The following is a 17,608-nucleotide window of genomic DNA, read 5'->3' as shown; positions in this document are numbered from 1 at the left end:
CGCACGCCAGCCTCACCGGCCTGATGGCATGGGCATGCTGCATGGCCACCGCCCCGGCTGTGGCGCAAGGCCCGACGGTCGACCGCAACGCCGTGGGTCAGCTCGTCAACGCCGTCAGCCTGGACGTGATGACCGAGGCCTCGCTGTCGGCCTGCGACGACCTGGGCGCGCCGTCCTTCGGCCCCCTGCGCGCCGCCTGGGTGGCCTGGCGCGAGAAGCACCAGCTGCCGCAACTGAAGGCGGTGCTGGTCAGCGCCAACCGGCGCAACCGCCTTGGCCGCGCGCCGGACTGGGACGAGATCATCGAGCCCATGCGGGCCCGCGTGCTGGCCGACCCCGCGCCCGACAAGGCCTGCGCCGCCCTGGTGCGCGACCTGCAGTCGCCGGGCATGGACGTGGCCGCGCTGTACCCGCAGGCTGCCGCCACGGCGATGGATCTGGTGCGCGCCGACGCGGCGTCGCGCCTGGCCGAGCTGCCGGCCACCACGGCCCCCGCCGGCGCCCAGGTGCTGCTGCCGACGCAGATTGCCGCGCTGGCGCAGCAGCATCAGGGCGGCTGGGACTCGATGTCCGCCGACCAGGCCCAGCGCGAGCATGGCTTCTTCTACGTGAAGGGGCGGGTCAAACGCTGGGCCAGCAGCCGCAACGGCGACTTCTTCGGCCTGTTCGTGGACGAGGGCGAGCGCAGCTCTCGCGCCCGCATCGACCTCGACTTCGATGCCGAGGCCTGGGTGGGCCGCGAGGTGGTGGTGCGCGGGGTGATGACGTCGTTGCGCCCCTATGCCGCCGACCTCAAGCTGGTGGCCCTGGTGGCCGACGCCTCGCACCTGCTGCCGTCGCCGCTGGTCCAGGAGCCGCTGCGGCGCAAGGAAGTGCTGCTGCAGCGCGTGATGAGCCCGCCCGGCCGCGGCCTGGCCGAGAAGGACCTGGCCGCCATCGTCATCGAGGGCAAGAGCAACTTCAACAACGGCACGACCTGGGAAGAGGATGTGCGCTTCCTGCTGCGCGACGGCACGGTCTACAGCCGCACCGAGATGCCGCCCGACCAGCTCGACGTGGCTGCCTCGCGCAAGCTGGAGCCGCAGCAGTGGGGCCGCTGGCGCAGCGCCGGCAAGCAGTACGAGATGCAGGCGCAGGACTTCGACGGCCGCCCCACGGGCGACTGGAAGGGCGGCAAGCACCACCCCGTCAAGCCCTGGCCCCAGGACACGCGCCTGGACGGCTACTTCAGCCGCGGCAGCTTCAACGGCAGCCTGATCACCGGCGGCGTGTCGTCCAGGCGCGCCATCCGCTTCACGCGCGACGGCCGCTTCGAGCGCAGCAGCAGCTCGCTGGGCACCTCGGGCAGTTTGGCGGCCACCAACGGCACCCAGATCGCCTCGTCCTCGCACCGCGACGGCAAGGGCAGCAGCAGCACCATGGCGGGCAGCGTGGCCGGGCCGATGGGCACGGCCACCGCCACCAGCGGCGCCAACAAGGACGACGGCGCCAGCCGCCGCGGCCGCTATCGGCTCGGCGGCTTCGTGCTGCAGCTGGACTACGACGACGGCAGCCAGGAGCGCCTGCTGAGCTTCCCCGTGTACGACGACGGCAAGACCGTCTATGTGGGCAGCGGCAGCCTGCGCCTCGACAAATGAGGGCCGCCCTCCAGGACCCAGGCGGCGGGCATGCGCACGACCGCGGCCTCAGGAATCGGCGGCCCGCGCGAGCCGTGACAGCCAATCGGCAGTTTCTGCCGCGGTGAGCGCCCGCTCGATCCTCAACTCGCCCACCATGCCCGGGAACGTCCGGCCTGCATTCCAGGTGCGGGGATAGGGCGCCGGGCCGAGCAGCACGACGCGCTGGCCTTCGAAGCCGGGGATGTCGGCGGGGCAGCCCTCGTTCCAGATCCAGTGCTCCGGTGACGCGGCGCTCGCCTCGGGCAGCCGCCGGTCGGGCTGCAGGCCGCGCCAGGTCCAGAGATTGAAGGGCCCCGTGACGCTTTCGCTTTCCACTTCCTGCGCATCGGCGTCGGTGAACAAGGCGATGGCCCGGGCGCTCGGTGCGCCATCGCCCAGATCTGCGCCGAAGGCAGCCGCCAGCAGGGTGCGCAGGTCGGCGAAGTGGAAGCGCTCGGTGCCGAGGGTGTGGGCATGGGCCATGGTGTGAGTGTGCGCTCCCGGCTCCCGGTGTCCCGCATCGCGGGGTCACGACCGTCTTGTGATGGTCTCGCCCCCCGCATTCCTGGGGGCAGGCGCGCGTCGCGGCAAGTGGCGGCGCCACCATCATCCGCGGCTTTCCATCACACCAGGGAGAACAGCTTTGACCTCCAAGTTCAAGATGGCCGCTTGGGCGGCCGCGACGGCATTCGCCTTGCACATGGCCCCCGCCCAGGCGGTGCCCGTCACCCTGACCACCGGCAGCCGGCTGGTCGTCGAGTTCTCGCTGCCGGTGCAGCCGGCCACGAACAACTCCCTGTGGATCCTGCCCACCGGCTGGGGTCATTTCGGGACGTTCCAGATCGAGAACTCGATATTCGACGGCCAAGGCCTGGTGGCCCGGGGCTCGGCGAACAACGGGCACTTCAATTTCTTCTCCAGCCCTGACAGCTTCTTCATCCAGAACGGCAACACCGCGGCCATCCCGTTCGACTTCAGCCGCTTTGCGTCCGGTGGCTCCGGCTATCGCTTCGAGTTCCAGATCGTCAGCAGCTCGCCCGGCGCGTGGATGCATCTGGACACCAACGACTTCGTCGTCCAGTCCTTCGGCGATCAGGGCGGCTTCCCGGCCTACTACGGCACGGTCACGGGCGTGAGCGTCAGCGCAGTCCCTGAGCCGGCATCCCTGGCCATGCTGGTCGCCGGCCTTGGCCTTCTCGGCTTCGCCGCCCGGCGCCGGGCCTGAGCCTCAGCAAGCCTGAGGATGCCCGGCTCGGCCGTGGCGGCTAGGGTGGCGGTCTTGCCAGCCAGCGCGAGGTCGCCATGGATGAAGAGGACAGCAGCAACATCTCCCGGCGGGTCAAATGGGGCGTCATCGGCCTGCTGGCCGTCTGCGCGGTGCTGGCGGTCATGCTGATGCTGCCGGGCCGCAGCGGCGACTCCGCCCTCTGGTTCGTCGGCCTGCTGGTGCTGATGGCCACCGCGCTGACGCTGACGGCCATCGTCTTCGGCGGCCTCCAGCTCAACGACGCCAACGAAGCCTTCGGCCTGCCCTCGGGTTCGGTGCGCACCCTGCTGGCCGTGGGCGTCATGGTGCTGTTCGCCGTCTTCGGCCTCAAGTTCTTCAGCGACGCGCACAGCCAGGCCAGCACCCCGCGCCTCAGCGACAAGCCGCTGGAGCAGGTCGAGGTGCCCGTGCCTCGATTGGAGATCGAGCTGGCGCGTTACCAGCAGGTGCCTTCGCTGATGGTCGTCGTCGCCTCGCCCGGCCGCGCGCCCTCAGGTGCCGACCCCGGCGCCAATGCCAAGCTCCATCTCTACACGCTGGAGCCCCGCCCCTCGGCCGCCGCCGTGGACGCCCAGAAGCAGCTGCTCACCGCCATCATCACGCTGCTGACCACCGTCATCGGCTTCTACTTCGGCAGCAAGAGCGCCAGCGAAGGCCTGCGCGCCCGCGGCGACGGCAACGTGCCCACCGACCCGGCCGCCCAGCAAAGGCAGCAGGCCGCGCTGACCACCGAGCGCGACGCGCTGGAGGCCCAGATCAAGGCGGACCGCGACACCGTCGACGGCATGCGCGAGGCCACGCGGCCTGGCGAGCGCGTCGACCCCAAGACCGAAGAGGCCCTGGGCTTCGCGACGGCCCTGGACCGCCGCCTCGAGGAGCTGCGTGAGCACCTGGCCCGCGCGCTGACCGAGGCCCAGGCCCGCCTCGGCGCCATCGCCGCGGCACCGGCCGGTGGCGAGGCCGCGGCACGCGAGGCGGCCCAGAAGGCCCTGGCCCGGGCCGGCGCCGAGCTCGATGCGCTGAAGCAGGTCGCCCAGCAGTTCGCGGCCGCCGTGGCCCAGCTGCGGGAGTTGGGCGCCAGGACCTGAGCGGGCGCCCCGCGCTCACGGCGCTGTCATCTCGGCTGGCTAGGCTGGCCGGCCTGTGACGTCTCTCCTCGCCACCTTTCCACCCTGGGCCTGGGCCCTGCTCGCCTGGGCAGGCCTGATGGCCGCCGTCGTCGGCTTGCAGGGCAAGCTGCTGTTCGGCCGCACCTGGGTCATCCGCCGCACCGACCCGGGCCCCGCTGCCGGGCGGCGGCTCGCCGAGGCCGTCTGGCTGGACCGCCCGGGCGGTGTGCGCCTGCAGGGCTGGCTCACGGTGCCGTCAGGCGCGGCACCACCGCGCCGCCTGCTGCTGTGGTTCGGCGGGCGCAACGAGCACGTCGCCTGGACGCCCGACCTCGCCGGCTGGCTGCCCGACGACTGCGCCCTGCTGGCCTTCAACTACCGCAGCCTGGGCAACAGCAATGGCTGGCCGAGCGAAGCCGCCTGCGTGGCCGACGCCGAAGCCGCCGCGGCCTGGGGGCTGGCACGCCTGGAGCTGCCGGCCGCCGCCCTGCACCTGGCCGGGCGCAGCCTGGGCACCGGCGTGGCCATGCAGCTGGCGGCGCGCCTGGCCGCGGCCGGGCGCCCAGCCGCCAGCGTCGCGCTGATCACGCCGTTGAAGAGCCTGCGCGCGGTGCTGAATCGCAACCCGCTGATCGCGCCGCTGACGCCCTGGCTGCGTTCGCCGCTGGACAGCGTCGCCGCCGCGCGGGTGCTGCAGGGCAACGTGCTGGTGCTGCTGGCCGAGCGCGACACGCAGGTGCCGCATGCGCATTCCCATGCCCTCGTGCGCGCGCTGGAGCGCGCGGGCGTGGCCGTCACCGTGCAGCAGCTGGCCGGCACCAACCACCGCAGCCTGGCGCGCACGCCCGCGGCCATGCAGCGCCTGGGCACCTGGCTGGGCGCCTGACACCTGCGCGACACGCTGGCTTACCCTCTTGCCAGCGCGAAGGCCGCTGCTAGCGTCGGTCTCCCCTTCCAACAATGAACGGAGACGCCATGACACGCCCTGTCCGCAGCCCACTCGCCGCAGCAGTTCTCGCGGCCGTGTTCGCCGCTCCCGCCACCGCCGCCAGCTTCAGCAACGCCTATTTCTTCGGCGACAGCCTGTCTGACACCGGCAACGTCTACACCTACTACGGCGGCGCCCTGCCCGTCGCGCCCTATTACAACGGCCGTTTCTCGGACGGCCCGGTGTGGGTGGAATACCTCGCCGCCGGCATCGGCCACGCCGGCGCCGCCACGGCCAGCCTGCAAGGCGGCAACAACTACGCCTGGGGCGGCGCGCGCACCGCCGGCGGCGGCATCCCCAGCCTGCTGGCCCAGGTGGGCAGCTTCACCAGTGCGGCGGGCTCGCTGGACCCGAACGCGCTCTATGTGGTCGTGGCCGGCGGCAACGACATGCGCGATGCGCGCAGCGGCAACCCGGCCAATATCGGCACGGCCGCCGTCACCGCCACCAACAACCTCAAGACCGCCCTGGGCCTGCTGGCCGCCGACGGCGCCAAGAACGTGCTGGTGGCCAACCTGCCCGACCTCGGCTGGACGCCCGAGGCCATGGCCCTGGGCGTGGTCGGCGCGTCCACCCAGGCCACCAACGCCTTCAATGCGCTGATGGGCGGCGTCGTCAGCTACGGCCAGGGCATCGGCCTGACCATGAGCTTCTTCGACCTCGCCGGCCTCAGCCTCGCGGTGCGCAACGACGTGCTGAACAACGGCGGCGCCACCTACGGCATCACCAACATCACCACGCCCTGCGGCGCCTTCCAGGGCTCCATCGGCATCTCCTGCAGCGTCTCGCAGTTCTCCGATGCGCTGCACCCCTCGGCGCTGTCGCACCAGATGATGGGCGCCGCGGCCATCGCCGCCGTGCCCGAGCCCGAGACCTACGGCCTGATGGCCCTGGGCCTGGGCGTCATCGGCGTGATGGCGCGGCGCCGCGAACGCAAGGCGGGCTAGAGGGTGGAGGCAGGCGCCAGGTCCAAACGCATGAGGGCCTGGTGCAGCGGCTCGGTGGAGAAACCGCAGCGCTGCAGTGCCTCGCCGCCCAGGTCGGCGCGCTGCAACTGCGGCACGCTGACCTTGGCGCCCGGGTGAGCCGCCAGCAGGGCCTGCACCAGGCCTTGAGCGTCCTGCTGGGCGGGGTTGCGGTCGATCAGCGATCGCACCAGCACGCCCGTCTCGATGTCACCCGTGAACACCAGCTGCGCGCTGCCGCGCCGCCAGGCCGTCCAGGGCACCGTCAGCACGCCCACGACATCGGCGCACACCTGCAGCGGCAGGTCGGCAATGGCCGCCTCGGCCTCGCGCAGCCAGGCCAGCGCGTCGGCCTGGGTGCAGGCCAGTTCGGGCGACGGCACGCGGGCCTCGCCGGCGTCGGCCATGCGGTGGTAGCCGTGCAGCGCATGCCGCTCGACGAAGCCATGGCGGCGGTACAGGTTCGCGGCGCGCTCGTTCTGCGCAAACACCTCCAGCTCCACCGCCTTCAGGCCCGCCCTGGAATGCTCGTCTCGGCCCCGATTCACAAAGTCCTGCAGCAACTGCACCGCCGCGCCGCTGCCGCGCGCCTCCGGCACCGCGCCCATGGTGCCCAGCCGCCAGCGCCCGAGTACCGGCCGCGGCGCCACCAGCGCGAAGGCGAGCACCAGGCCGTCAGCGCCGACCGCCGCACGCCCCAGGCCCAGGTCCACGCCCTGGCGCAGCACAAAGCCCGGCCATTGGTCCAAGGCCAGGTTGAAGGGGCCGATCAGGTAGTCGGCAAAGGCCCGCACGAAGGCCGCATGCAGGGCTTCGGGGACGAGCTGGTCGGTGGGGACGAGGGAGAAGGTGGTCATGGGCGTTGGAAGCAGTCGGGGGCATTCTGGCCACGCTCGGCCCTCGCCCGCAAAGTCATGCGCTTGAGCGACGCCTGTACCCCCGCGGTGGAAGAATCGGCCGCACGATGATCAAGAAGACGCTGCAGACCCTCGCCGTGGCCGCCGCGGTCGCTAGCACCGCGGTGCCTGCACAGGCCGGCGACGGGCAGTTCCAGCTGCTGGTGCTGGCCATGCCCACCAAGTACCACTACGAGTACATCCCGGTGGCACGCGAGAGCTTTGAGAAGCTCGCCAGGCTGCACGCCTTCGACCTCACCTGGGTGGCCCAGCCCTATGCCTTCGAGGGCGACTTGAGCAAGTACGCCGCGGTGGTGCTGCTGAACAGCTCGGGCGAGGAATTCAACGAAGCGCAGCGCGCCGGGCTGGAGCGCTACATGAAGGCCGGCGGCAACGCCGTCGTCGTGCACCGCGCCATCATCAGCAAGCCGGGCCTGTGGCCCTGGTACGAGAAGCTGGTGGGCCGCAGCTTCGTCATTCACCCCATGCTGCAGACAGCCGTCGTCACCAAGGCCGATGCCAGCCACCCCGCCACCTTCGGCCTGCCGGACAAGTGGATCTGGTCAGACGAGTGGTACGAGTTCAGCAACCCGCACGGCGCCAAGATCAACCCCGTGCTGGCCGTGGACGAGCGCACTTACGACCCCACCAAGATCTGGCCCGGCCAGGTCGCCAAGGGCATGGGCGCCGACCACCCGGTGAGCTGGTGGCACCCCTATGAGAAGGGCCGCGTGTTCGTCACGGCGCTGGGGCACAACGGGGAGATGTACCGCGAGGGGCGGTATCTGGACCACTTGTGGGGTGGGGTGTGGTGGGCGGCGAGTGGGTCAGGGCAGCTGAAGCTACCTTGACCTCCGAGGGCATCAACCCTCACGTCTGCCTTGTACAGCGAATCCACCGTGAAGCCGCAGCGCCCAAAGCCCTAGCTGCGCAAGACCCCACGCCGCCACAGCGCCTGAAGCGGCAGGTCAGGCGCACCCGCCGCCTCACGCTCAGGGCCGGCGCCTGGGCCAGCAGGCGGACCAGCCTGGCCGGCAGCGCGAGTACCTCGCGCGCATGTGCCCCACTGGCGGCCATGCAACCCATGCCCACCCATAAAAGTTATGCCGCCGTACAGACGCTAAAGCGCTCACGAGCAAACTGATGAGCTGCTTGACGAGCATGTCTCGCTGGCGACACACGACTTTCTGCGACCGCTACTTAACGCATAACCGCGCGATTGTGACTTAAACGCGGCTGACGCAAAAGCGGCAGGCGGGAAGACTTAGTGCCGTGTCAGAACCTTCAAGCGCCCACCAGCAAGTAAATACGCCCGCTAGGGACCTTTTAGCTTTGAACTTAATCCTTTTGCGTCAGCAGCGCGGACTCAGTCAAGAAGCTTTGGCATTTGAAGCGGGGCTTCATCGTACCTTCGTGGCTCACGTAGAGCGAAGGGCGAGGAATATCTCCCTTGACAACGTCGAAAAGCTCGCAGCGGCGCTGCATGTGCCCGTGCATTTCCTGCTCATGCCTTAGAGCGGGCTTCAATAGTGTGCACGAGCAATGGACACACTTTCAAGCGAGCGCCGCAGCGCCCTCATGCGGCGTATTCAATCGACAAACACGCTACCGGAATTAGCAGTACGCAAGCTGCTGCACGGCCTCGGCTATCGCTACCTCCTTCACGATCGCCGCTTGCCAGGTAAACCGGACCTCGTGTTCCCTTCACGAGGATGCGTAATTCAAGTGCATGGTTGCTTTTGGCATCACCACGGTTGCAAGCTGTCTTCAACTCCAAAATCAAACCAACCATATTGGAACGCCAAAATCTTGGGAAACATGGCTAGAGATTCCCGTACCACACGAAGCCTCAGAAGGCTCGGCTGGAGAGTTGCAACGGTATGGGAATGTCAGACGAAGGCCAAAAATCTTGCGCAGCTGGAAAAGCGCCTTATACGTTTCCTCGCCTAGCTTCGAGAAACCATGGACCCGCGTCTACAAACGCAGGGTGAATAAATGTCACAACCATTCCTGAGCGCAAATCCAACAATGGATCAGCTTCGGGCACTAGTTAAATATCTTAGCACCTACCGAGACGGTAGTGGAAATATTCGCGAAGACGATTCTGAAAAGACAACGCGCGCCGATTCACGACAAATAGAACGCTGCTTCGCAGAACTCTTTGGCGTGAAGCCTCCCGAAAGTAAGTCTTATTACGATTTCGCCGTTGAAATCAACAAGGGCGGTGGCGTAATCGTAAGCGCAGCGTCTATCAAATCCAAGGAGGCCGCCAACATTCGAGATTTCCGCGATGTCAAGAAGCGCCAAAAGCTCAGGGCGTATCTTGAAATTGCAAATGCAAATGCCAAAGATTGGAAGCTGTGTCACGAATTGGGGCTAAGCGAGGACGATTTTAGAGCTCACCGATACGCAAAGAAGTTTGGAGCAGCAATTCTCCAAAGGCAAGCAAAGGAGCGCGCTAGCGCCGTGGCAAAAATACAGAAGCAGCGCAAGAATGCGGCAGTGCGCACCGTAAATGCGGACGCAAGCGTCTTTGTGTCCGTAATGTATTCGCCGATGGACAAAAACGAACAACGAGAATACCTAATATCCTCTTATTCAATCGTCCTTCCAACTCCCGCGAGATGGAAGTTCAGGGGTAAGGCTTTAGTAGGCCTTGATGCTGATGGCGGCGTGCTATACGAATGGTATGCACTATCGGGAAGTCAATTCAAATATTACCCATTGATTAAAAATCGCAAATATGGATCCAGGCTCTTCAAACTTTTGAAGCCGGCGCAAGAGTCCCTGCACCAAAAGTCGGTCCGAATGTTCGGCCATTCGTAGCAGCCTCGCGCCATAAACTAAAGAAGTTCTTTCACTTTCCGCATGATGTGCTGCATTAAGAGGGGCGGCACTGCATTACCGATTTGCTCGAACTTTTCCTGTAGGTCACCCGCGGGCTCAAAGTTCACAGGAAACGTTTGAATCGCGGCGGCTTCGCGCCACGAAAGCCGCCTCGCTGGATCAAGCTTAGGAAACTCGGGAGCAAATTGAATATGATCATATTCATTTGTAAACCTCCACTTCTGTTTCCAGCCGTCCGCCAAGTCGCTCCATTCCAGCTCCATCACCGGCGAAGCTGGGTGCAATGTAATATGCCGGAAGTTTGCGACAACAGTGAATGCCGGGCTATCCCATCGATGCCGTCTATTGCGGGACATAAAGTACCAGGCAAAATTACCCTCCGGATCATGCGGTCGCTCGTAATACTCCCCCACTGGATGCGGAGGCAGATGCCTGATCGCCTCTCCATGCGACGCGTGGGGTATTAAACCAAGCTTTTTCGCTTGCTTTGGCTTAGCATGGGTCGGGGTCGGGAATTCAAATGCATCACTTACATCGTGACGCACGCCGACAATAATCACTCTTTTTCTGAACTGTGGAACACCGTAATCCGCCGCGTTTAGAAGCATATGGTGGACATGGTATTTTACGGAGAGCTCGTTCTCATAAACTTGAATTTGTTTTTTGAACCACTCACCATTCTTTAGCCTAGCCAAACCGGAAACATTCTCTGCGATAAAGACTTTGGGTTTAACCTTGTTGACCGCAGCGGCAAAGCCCAAAAACAAATTGGAGCGATCATCGCTGGCCGGGTCTCGAACACCGCCCATGGAAAATGATTGACACGGATAACCTCCTGTCAGCACATCCGCTTTGGGGTAAGGGTTCTTATTTGATTCGTTAAACTCAAAAATTCCCGTCGTCCTGACATCGGCGTTTGGGAAATAGTTCGAAAACGTCTCGGTTGCCGCAGCAAAATTGTCAAGCGCCAGAGTTGTCTCGAAACCCGCAGCATGGGATCCAAAATCCATCCCACCGGCCCCACAAAATAGAGAGATAACCCGTGACGTCATGTTTGATAGTTAGTTATTTCCGCTTGGAAAGCCATTATACTTCTTAGCTGTATGTTTGGCCAGTGGTTTGTGCTGGCCCCTGTACCGCTGGGTCGCCATGTTGTCCTGCGCCTGTCGGGTCTCCATCGCTAGTCACCAAGTGAAATGCAAACATCAGCTGCGTCTGCACCGGGAGGACTGTGATCAGCGCGACTTCATCGGCCCTTGTCAGCGCGGTCCTTTCCGCAGCTGGGATTTCGAAGAACGAAGCACAGCTACGGCACGAGTTGGAGAACGCGCTGGAGCGGGCGTGTTCAGCGCTTTCTATTCCGTGGACGCCGTTTCAGCTTGAACGAGCGCTGAAGACGACAGGGAAGCCCACGAAGTTTGCGGACGTTGCCCACGGTGCAGTGGTGATCGAGTACGAGCCGCCCAAGTCGTTCAACGGCCGTGCTGGAAGCAAGGCGAACCACGCGCGCAAGCAAGCCGAGGAGTACGCTGAGCTCATCTCTGCCGAGGAAGGGCGCGCGCTCCATGAGTACGTGCTGGTGGCCTGGGACGGAGCCGACATCACCTTCGGCAGGTTCGAAGCGACTGGTGCCAACTGGGAGGGAGTCAGACCCTTCGACAACGCTGCGGCAACCCGCTTGCTCGCGGCATTGGAGGGCAACGGTCGGCCGCTTGTTCATCCACAACTGCTGGAAGCATTGGTGGGCCCCGACTCCAAGTACGGGACCGCACTCATCCCCGAGCTTTATGCAAGCATCTGCAAAGCAGACGGCTCCACTGCAACCACGAAAACCAAGATGCTGTTTTCGGAATGGCGCAGGCTCTTCAGCCAGGTCGTTGGCTTCCAGCCAGACCACATGAAGAAGCTTCTTGCTCGGCAAGAGATCTCGCACGACCAGCCGTACCAAGACAACCCTGCGGCCTACCTTTTCGCGCTAAACACGTACATCGCCATCATTGCTAAGGTCGTAGCAGCCTGCGCGCTGCCGCAGGCCAGCCAAGGTGTGCTGGAGTCGGGCGTTCGTGTAGCCGACCGGCTTCGCCCCGTTGAGACGGGCGAGCTATTCGAACACGCCGGCATTCTGAACATGCTGAGTGGAGACTTCTTTTCCTGGTACTTGGACGACGCAGACTGGTCCCGATACGAATCCCACCTTAGCGCCATGTTGGGCCGGCTCAGCGGCGTCGATTTCGCCATCTCTAAGAAGCACGCTGATACTACCCGGGACCTCTTCAAAGGCATCTACGAGCGATTCATTCCCAGAGAGGTCAGGCATGCGCTCGGAGAGTTCTACACCCCGGACTGGCTGGCAGAGCATGGGATGGATCTGCTGGAATGGCAGCCAACAGATTCTCTAACTGATCCCACATGCGGATCAGGCACGTTCTTGCTCGAAGCGATCCGGCGCCGGCGGAAAGTCGACAGCACCGCAACAGCGCACTCGCTGCTCGAAGGCATCCACGGCATCGACCTCAATCCCCTTGCGGTCCTCGCGGCCAAGGGATCACTTGCCGTCTTCTTGTCGCCGCACCTGGATCCGGCGCGCCCTATCCGACTGCCGGTGTACTTGGCCGATGCCGTGTACCCGGCGGCCGTCGATCTCTTCTCAAACTACAGCCATGTCCTGCACACGGAGAAAGGGCCGAAGGAGTTTTCCGTACCGGAGCGGATGATTGGTCACCCGGACTTCTTCCGCGTCTTCTCGAAAGTGCGGTTCCTGATCGATGCAGACTACTCCGCAACGAAGGTCTGCACCTCCATCCTGCCCGATCTGCAATCGATGGGGTTAGACCCGTCGGACATCTCCATCGTTAGCGCCACCGTAGCCAATCTTGTCGACCTTCACGACCAAGGATGGAACGGCATATGGTGCTCGATCTTGGCCGATCGCTTTGCAGGGGGCGCAATTCCGCGTTCGTCACATATATGCGGGAACCCGCCTTGGGTGAAGTGGAGCAACCTACCAAAGGACTACGCTCAGTCGATCCAGCAGCACTGCCGCGGTCTCGGCGTTTTCAGCACCGACAAGTGGGTGGGTGGCATCGAGGCCGACATCTCGACGGTGATCACGTACCAAGCCGTGAAGCACTACCTTGCGCACCATGGGCGGTTGGGCTTCTTCCTTCCCGGATCGGTATTCACCACCGAGTCCAGCGCCGGCTTCAGACGCTTCTCCATTGAAAACGGTAGCTTGCAGTGCCAGGTCTTGATGGTTGAGGACTACCAGGACATCAGGCCTTTCGATGGGGTGAGCAACCATCCGACGTTCCTGATGCTTCAAAGGGACGCCGTCACTGCATTTCCTGTTCCGTACCGCTCTTGGACCACAGCCGACAGCGATGGCGTAAGCCAGCGGAGTTACGTTTCTGCAGATCAATTCCGCCATGCCGCCAAGCGAGTTGACGGCACTGCAGTGCCCGTACCAGGCGGCGATGGCACGCGACCGTGGCTCGTCGGATCTGCAGCGGACCAAGCTGTGTTTTCAAAGGTTTTCGCTGCAGGTGCGAAACCCGAATACAAGGCACGGAAAGGCATCACGACTGACCGCAACGGCATCTTCTGGGTTCATGCAATTGGCGCGGTAGGGCCTGAGCTGGTGTCGGTGCGGAACGCAGCGGACATCGGCAAGACGAAGGGCATTCCCCAAATCACGGCAACAGTCGAGGCGGAACACCTGTTCCCGCTCCTGCGTGGACGGGGCGTTGCACCGTTCAACGCCGTACCTGAAGCAGACCTCCGCATCCTTGTTCCGCAGCGCGGCATGCATGGCGACCCTGGCCTGCCGGCTCAGAGCCCGCATACCTTCAAGTTCCTGAACCGCTTCAAGAGTCATCTGGAGCAACGGTCCAGCTTGAAGAGGTTTCAGAAGGGGCAGGAGTTTTACTCGCTGTGGAGCACCGGGCCCTACACGTTTGCACCCTTCAAGGTACTTTGGCGCGAAATGGGCAACACCTTCGCGGCTGCCTATATCGGAAGCGCAACCATTGAACATGTGGGGGAGCGGATTGTGGTTCCAGACCACAAGCTCTACTTCATCCCGGTGGACTCGGAGCCTGAGGCCGCCTATCTAACTGGATTTTTGAACGCCCCCACCATCTCCAAAGCAGTTTCCGCATACGCGGCCCAACTAAGCCTCGGCGCGAGCGTGGCGGAGTACCTCAATATTCCAAAGTTCGATGAGCTTGATGAGCGGATGACAGCCATCGGAAGCATTGCGCGGGATTTGACCGAGAAGGCAGGCAACGCCCAGCCGTCTGATCTCGACCAACTCGATTCGCGAGTGCGGGAGCTCCTAGCAATCTGAGCGCCTAAAGTGGCAACACGGTTGCCACCTGAGCTGTGGGTTTATCTTCGTTCCAAGAGCTGCTCGGAGTTCATATCGCTGGGGCGCCTTTGTAGCGCGGAAGCGCACCTTGCTGCTGCTGGCTACTTGGCCGCCACAGCCTCTTTGCGCTTGATCGCCATAGCCAGCAGATCTCGCAAATACCCCATCCGCTCCCACCGGCTGGAAAGCGCCACGCCTCCAAGCACCATACCGCCCAGAAGCGCCAAGCCAAGCAAGAACCAAGGCGGTTCGCCTCCCTGAAGCAGGCTGCGGATCTCTTTCCACGAAGCCCATCCAGCGGCCAACAAAGTTAGCAGGGCGAGCTTGTCATTGCCACCGAAGAATCGCGTTTGGCGCCGCTCAAGACGCTTGATCTTCTGCTCGAACCACGCATCAGCGAAGCGCAACGCGTCTGTCGAGAACTTCGACAACGACTCCGCGTACGAGGCGTCGTTTTCATAGTCGCTTGCCCAGTTCTGCCCTTGCCGTTCTTTCATCTCACGAAAGTGCAGCACTTCGGCGGCCATGGTGCAGACCAAGCCCGCTACCGCCAAGAGCGGTATGACGCCCAGACCGAAGGCCAGAAGGACCCAATCCAAAGCCGCCCCTACCGAGCCGATACCAAACCTAAGCCAGGCAAGGACGGCAAGGAAGGCAAGCAGAGGCACGCCCACCAAGTTCGCCCGAGTGGCGATGCGATCTAGAAATCTGGACCGAACACCACGAGTGCCTTCGACGTCGAAGGGGACGCAAGTAGCCAGGAGTTCGAAGACAGCTCTGACGTCAGAGCCTGACGCCTGCCCGTCTACTGACTCCGATGCGGCCTCCTCCATTGCCAAAGGCTGTGCTGCTTGCTGTTAGACGTCGATGTTGCCGGCGCGCAAGGCGTTGGTTTCGATGAAATCGCGTCGCGGCTCCACCTCGTCGCCCATCAGCATCGTGAAGACCTTGTCCGCCTCGATGGCGTCGTCGATCTGCACGCGCAGCAGGCGGCGCACGGTGGGGTCCATCGTCGTTTCCCAGAGCTGCTCAGGGTTCATCTCGCCCAGGCCCTTGTAGCGCTGGCGGCCGACTGCCCCTTCGGCTTGCTGCATCAGCCAGGCCATGGCGGCGCGGAAGTCTTCGACCTTGGATTCCTTGGCCTTCTCGCCCTCGCCCTTGCGCACGATGGCGCCGGCCTTGATGAGGCCCTGGAAGCTCAGGCCGGCGTCGGCCAGCACGGCGTAGTCGGCGCCGTGCACGAAGTCGGCACTGATGACGCTGGCGCGCACATTGCCGTGGTGGGTGCGGGCGATCTTCAGGAAGAGCTTGTCGGTGCGCGGGTCGGTCTCCACCGTCACCAGCGCATCGTGCAGCAGGCCCTTGAGGCTGGCGGCGCTGGCCGTGGCGGCGTCTAGGGTGTCGAGATCCAGCGCCAGGCCGTTGGCCAGCACATGCAGGGCTTCGATGTCCATCCAGTTGGACAGGCGCTGGATGACGCTTTGCGCCGTCACGTACTTGCGGGCCAGCACGTCGAGGGCTTCACCGCTGAGGGTGCTGCCGGTGCCGGTGTCCAGGCTCGCGTCCTGCAGCGCGACCTTGAGCAGGAAGGCGTCGAACTCGTGGCCGTCCTTCAGGTATTGCTCGTGCTTGCCGACCTTGACCTTGTACAGCGGCGGCTGGGCGATGTAGATGTGGCCGCGCTCGCAGAGCTCGGGCATCTGGCGGTAGAAGAAGGTCAGCAGCAGGGTGCGGATGTGGGCGCCGTCCACGTCCGCGTCGGTCATGATGATGATGCGGTGGTAGCGGAGCTTGTCGGGGTTGAAGTCGTCGCCACCGGCGCCGCGCCCGATGCCGGTGCCCAGGGCCGTGATCAGCGTCAGGATTTCATTGCTGGTCAGCAGCTTCTCGTAGCGCGCCTTCTCGACGTTCAGGATCTTGCCGCGCAGCGGCAGGATGGCCTGGAACTTGCGGTCGCGGCCCTGCTTGGCGGAGCCACCGGCGGAGTCGCCCTCCACGATGTAGATCTCGCACAGGGCGGGGTCTTTTTCCTGGCAGTCGGCCAGCTTGCCGGGCAGGCCCAGGCCATCGAGCACGCCCTTGCGGCGCGTCATCTCGCGGGCCTTGCGGGCGGCCTCGCGGGCGCGGGCGGCGTCGAGGATCTTGCCGCAGATGATCTTGGCGTCGATCGGGTTCTCGAGCAGGTAGTCGGTCAGCAGGCGGGAGACGATGTCTTCCACCGGGCCGCGCACTTCCGAGGACACGAGCTTGTCCTTGGTCTGCGAGCTGAACTTGGGCTCGGGCACCTTCACGCTCACCACGCAGGCCAGGCCTTCGCGCATGTCGTCACCGGCGACTTCGACCTTGGCCTTCTTGGCCAGCTCGTTGTCGTCGATGTATTTGTTGATGACGCGGGTCATCGCGGCGCGCAGGCCGGTCAGGTGGGTGCCGCCGTCGCGCTGCGGAATGTTGTTGGTGAAGCAGAGGACGTTTTCGTTGAAGCCGTCGTTCCACTGCATGGCCACTTCGACGCCGACGTTGGTGTTCTGGTCGCTGACCTTGTCGCCCTGCGCATGGAAGATGTTCGGGTGCAGCGTCGTCTTGCCCTTGTTGATGAACTCGACGAAGCCTTTCACGCCGCCGGCGTAGGCAAAGTTGTCTTCCTTGTTGTTGCGCTCGTCGACCAGGCGGATCTTGACGCCGTTGTTCAGGAAGCTCAGCTCGCGCAGGCGCTTGGCGAGGATGTCGTAGTGGTAGTCGTTGTTCTCTTTGAAGATCTCGGTGTCGGGCAGGAAGTGGACCTCCGTGCCGCGCTTGTCGGTCTCGCCGATGATCTTCATCGGACGGGTCTCGAAGCCGTCGACCATCACGCTTTCGCCGTTCTGCGGGATGCCCTTGGCGAACTCGATGAAATGCACCTTGCCGTTCTGGCGCACGGTCAGGCGCAGGAACTTGGACAGGCCGTTCACGCAGGACACGCCCACGCCGTGCAGGCCGCCGGAGACCTTGTAGCTGTTCTGGTTGAACTTGCCGCCGGCGTGCAGCTCGGTCAGCGCGATCTCGGCGGCGGAGCGCTTGGGCTCGTGCTTGTCGTCCATCTTGACGCCGGTGGGGATGCCGCGGCCGTTGTCGATGACGGAGATGGAGTTGTCGGTGTGGATGGTGACGACGATGTCGTCGCAGTGGCCGGCCAGGGCTTCGTCGATGGAGTTGTCCACCACTTCGAAGACGAGGTGGTGCAGGCCGGTGCCGTCGGAGGTGTCGCCGATGTACATGCCCGGGCGCTTGCGCACGGCCTCCAGGCCTTCCAGGATCTGGATGGAACTGGCGTCATAGGCCTCGCCCGCTTTGGCCTCGGCCGCCGCGGCCGCCTGCTGGTTGGCGTTCAGGCCGTCCGGGTGTTCGGGGCTGCTATTCACATCACTCATGGGGCACTCTCAAGGCCGCGGGAGCGGCCCTACAAACTCAAACTAGAGCCCCCCGCTCGGCGGGGGGCTGGGGGGTGCAAAACATTCAGGCATGCAACGCCGATG

The 17,608-nt window shown here is 64.3% G+C and carries 15 protein-coding genes; 10 read left to right on the top strand and 5 right to left on the bottom strand.

Going from position 1 to position 17,608, the window contains the following annotated elements:
- Positions 1-41: 41 nt before the first annotated feature.
- Positions 42-1,637, top strand: coding sequence for a hypothetical protein (locus AC07OY_RS13625; RefSeq protein WP_495043128.1), 1,596 nt, complete (start codon positions 42-44; stop codon positions 1,635-1,637).
- A 48-nt stretch (positions 1,638-1,685) separates the two neighbouring features.
- On the opposite strand, the gene AC07OY_RS13620 is transcribed toward AC07OY_RS13625, so the two are convergent.
- Complete coding sequence (locus AC07OY_RS13620) at positions 1,686-2,141, bottom strand: hypothetical protein (RefSeq protein WP_495043127.1); 456 nt, start codon at positions 2,139-2,141, stop codon at positions 1,686-1,688.
- Between the two features lie 160 nt (positions 2,142-2,301).
- Here AC07OY_RS13620 and AC07OY_RS13615 point away from each other — a divergent pair, with 160 nt between their 5' ends.
- From AC07OY_RS13615 to AC07OY_RS13600, 4 genes are all read left to right on the top strand, one after another.
- Complete coding sequence (locus tag AC07OY_RS13615) at positions 2,302-2,883, top strand: PEP-CTERM sorting domain-containing protein (RefSeq protein ID WP_495043126.1); 582 nt, start codon at positions 2,302-2,304, stop codon at positions 2,881-2,883.
- A 77-nt stretch (positions 2,884-2,960) separates the two neighbouring features.
- Entirely contained in the window at positions 2,961-4,013 is a 1,053-nt protein-coding gene (locus AC07OY_RS13610; protein ID WP_495043125.1) for a hypothetical protein, read from the top strand.
- Between the two features lie 55 nt (positions 4,014-4,068).
- Positions 4,069-4,920 (top strand): alpha/beta hydrolase family protein, encoded by an 852-nt coding sequence (locus AC07OY_RS13605; RefSeq protein ID WP_495043123.1) that lies wholly within the window; start codon positions 4,069-4,071, stop codon positions 4,918-4,920.
- Between the two features lie 89 nt (positions 4,921-5,009).
- The gene (locus tag AC07OY_RS13600) at positions 5,010-5,969 is read left to right on the top strand and encodes an SGNH/GDSL hydrolase family protein (RefSeq protein ID WP_495043122.1); all 960 of its coding nucleotides are present in this window, start codon (positions 5,010-5,012) and stop codon (positions 5,967-5,969) included.
- Here AC07OY_RS13600 and AC07OY_RS13595 read toward each other — a convergent pair.
- Positions 5,966-6,844 carry a GNAT family N-acetyltransferase gene (locus AC07OY_RS13595; RefSeq protein ID WP_495043121.1) on the bottom strand — a complete coding sequence of 293 codons (879 nt, stop codon included), beginning with the start codon at positions 6,842-6,844 and terminating at the stop codon, positions 5,966-5,968. The genes AC07OY_RS13600 and AC07OY_RS13595 overlap by 4 nt on opposite strands.
- 107 nt (positions 6,845-6,951) lie before the next feature.
- Between AC07OY_RS13595 and AC07OY_RS13590 the strand changes: the two genes are divergently transcribed.
- From AC07OY_RS13590 to AC07OY_RS13575, 4 genes are all read left to right on the top strand, one after another.
- Positions 6,952-7,734, top strand: coding sequence for a ThuA domain-containing protein (locus tag AC07OY_RS13590; protein WP_495043120.1), 783 nt, complete (start codon positions 6,952-6,954; stop codon positions 7,732-7,734).
- A gap of 421 nt (positions 7,735-8,155) precedes the next feature.
- On the top strand, positions 8,156-8,398 hold the full coding sequence (locus AC07OY_RS13585) for a helix-turn-helix domain-containing protein (RefSeq protein WP_495043119.1): 243 nt from the start codon (positions 8,156-8,158) through the stop codon (positions 8,396-8,398).
- A 27-nt stretch (positions 8,399-8,425) separates the two neighbouring features.
- Entirely contained in the window at positions 8,426-8,833 is a 408-nt protein-coding gene (locus tag AC07OY_RS13580; protein WP_495043118.1) for a very short patch repair endonuclease, read from the top strand.
- A gap of 45 nt (positions 8,834-8,878) precedes the next feature.
- On the top strand, positions 8,879-9,709 hold the full coding sequence (locus AC07OY_RS13575) for a hypothetical protein (RefSeq protein WP_495043117.1): 831 nt from the start codon (positions 8,879-8,881) through the stop codon (positions 9,707-9,709).
- A 17-nt stretch (positions 9,710-9,726) separates the two neighbouring features.
- Here the strand turns inward: AC07OY_RS13575 and AC07OY_RS13570 are convergent, their stop codons facing one another.
- Positions 9,727-10,782, bottom strand: a complete 1,056-nt coding sequence (locus tag AC07OY_RS13570) for a DNA cytosine methyltransferase (protein WP_495043116.1) — start codon at positions 10,780-10,782, stop codon at positions 9,727-9,729.
- A 266-nt stretch (positions 10,783-11,048) separates the two neighbouring features.
- Between AC07OY_RS13570 and AC07OY_RS13565 the strand changes: the two genes are divergently transcribed.
- A complete protein-coding gene (locus AC07OY_RS13565) occupies positions 11,049-14,075 on the top strand; it encodes an N-6 DNA methylase (protein ID WP_495043115.1) in 3,027 nt (1,008 codons plus the stop codon).
- A gap of 122 nt (positions 14,076-14,197) precedes the next feature.
- On the opposite strand, the gene AC07OY_RS13560 is transcribed toward AC07OY_RS13565, so the two are convergent.
- Entirely contained in the window at positions 14,198-14,770 is a 573-nt protein-coding gene (locus tag AC07OY_RS13560; RefSeq protein ID WP_495043114.1) for a YuaM family protein, read from the bottom strand.
- 183 nt (positions 14,771-14,953) lie between these two features.
- Positions 14,954-17,503 (bottom strand): DNA topoisomerase (ATP-hydrolyzing) subunit B, encoded by a 2,550-nt coding sequence (gene gyrB, locus AC07OY_RS13555; protein WP_495043113.1) that lies wholly within the window; start codon positions 17,501-17,503, stop codon positions 14,954-14,956.
- Positions 17,504-17,608 lie beyond the last annotated feature (105 nt).

The organism is Roseateles sp. GW821-FHT09H10 (assembly GCF_059415865.1).
This window is presented reverse-complemented; position numbering and strand designations above follow the sequence as displayed.

What these genes read in the sequence shown, in the direction of transcription:
- AC07OY_RS13625 (WP_495043128.1), top strand. Translation starts at nt 42, where the DNA reads ATGGCCACCGCCCCGGCTGTGGCGCAAGGCCCGACGGTCGACCGCAAC.
- AC07OY_RS13620 (WP_495043127.1), bottom strand. Translation starts at nt 2,141, where the DNA reads ATGGCCCATGCCCACACCCTCGGCACCGAGCGCTTCCACTTCGCCGAC.
- AC07OY_RS13610 (WP_495043125.1), top strand. Translation starts at nt 2,961, where the DNA reads ATGGATGAAGAGGACAGCAGCAACATCTCCCGGCGGGTCAAATGGGGC.
- AC07OY_RS13600 (WP_495043122.1), top strand. Translation starts at nt 5,010, where the DNA reads ATGACACGCCCTGTCCGCAGCCCACTCGCCGCAGCAGTTCTCGCGGCC.
- AC07OY_RS13595 (WP_495043121.1), bottom strand. Translation starts at nt 6,844, where the DNA reads ATGACCACCTTCTCCCTCGTCCCCACCGACCAGCTCGTCCCCGAAGCC.
- AC07OY_RS13590 (WP_495043120.1), top strand. Translation starts at nt 6,952, where the DNA reads ATGATCAAGAAGACGCTGCAGACCCTCGCCGTGGCCGCCGCGGTCGCT.
- AC07OY_RS13580 (WP_495043118.1), top strand. Translation starts at nt 8,426, where the DNA reads ATGGACACACTTTCAAGCGAGCGCCGCAGCGCCCTCATGCGGCGTATT.
- AC07OY_RS13575 (WP_495043117.1), top strand. Translation starts at nt 8,879, where the DNA reads ATGTCACAACCATTCCTGAGCGCAAATCCAACAATGGATCAGCTTCGG.
- AC07OY_RS13570 (WP_495043116.1), bottom strand. Translation starts at nt 10,782, where the DNA reads ATGACGTCACGGGTTATCTCTCTATTTTGTGGGGCCGGTGGGATGGAT.
- gyrB (WP_495043113.1), bottom strand. Translation starts at nt 17,503, where the DNA reads ATGAGTGATGTGAATAGCAGCCCCGAACACCCGGACGGCCTGAACGCC.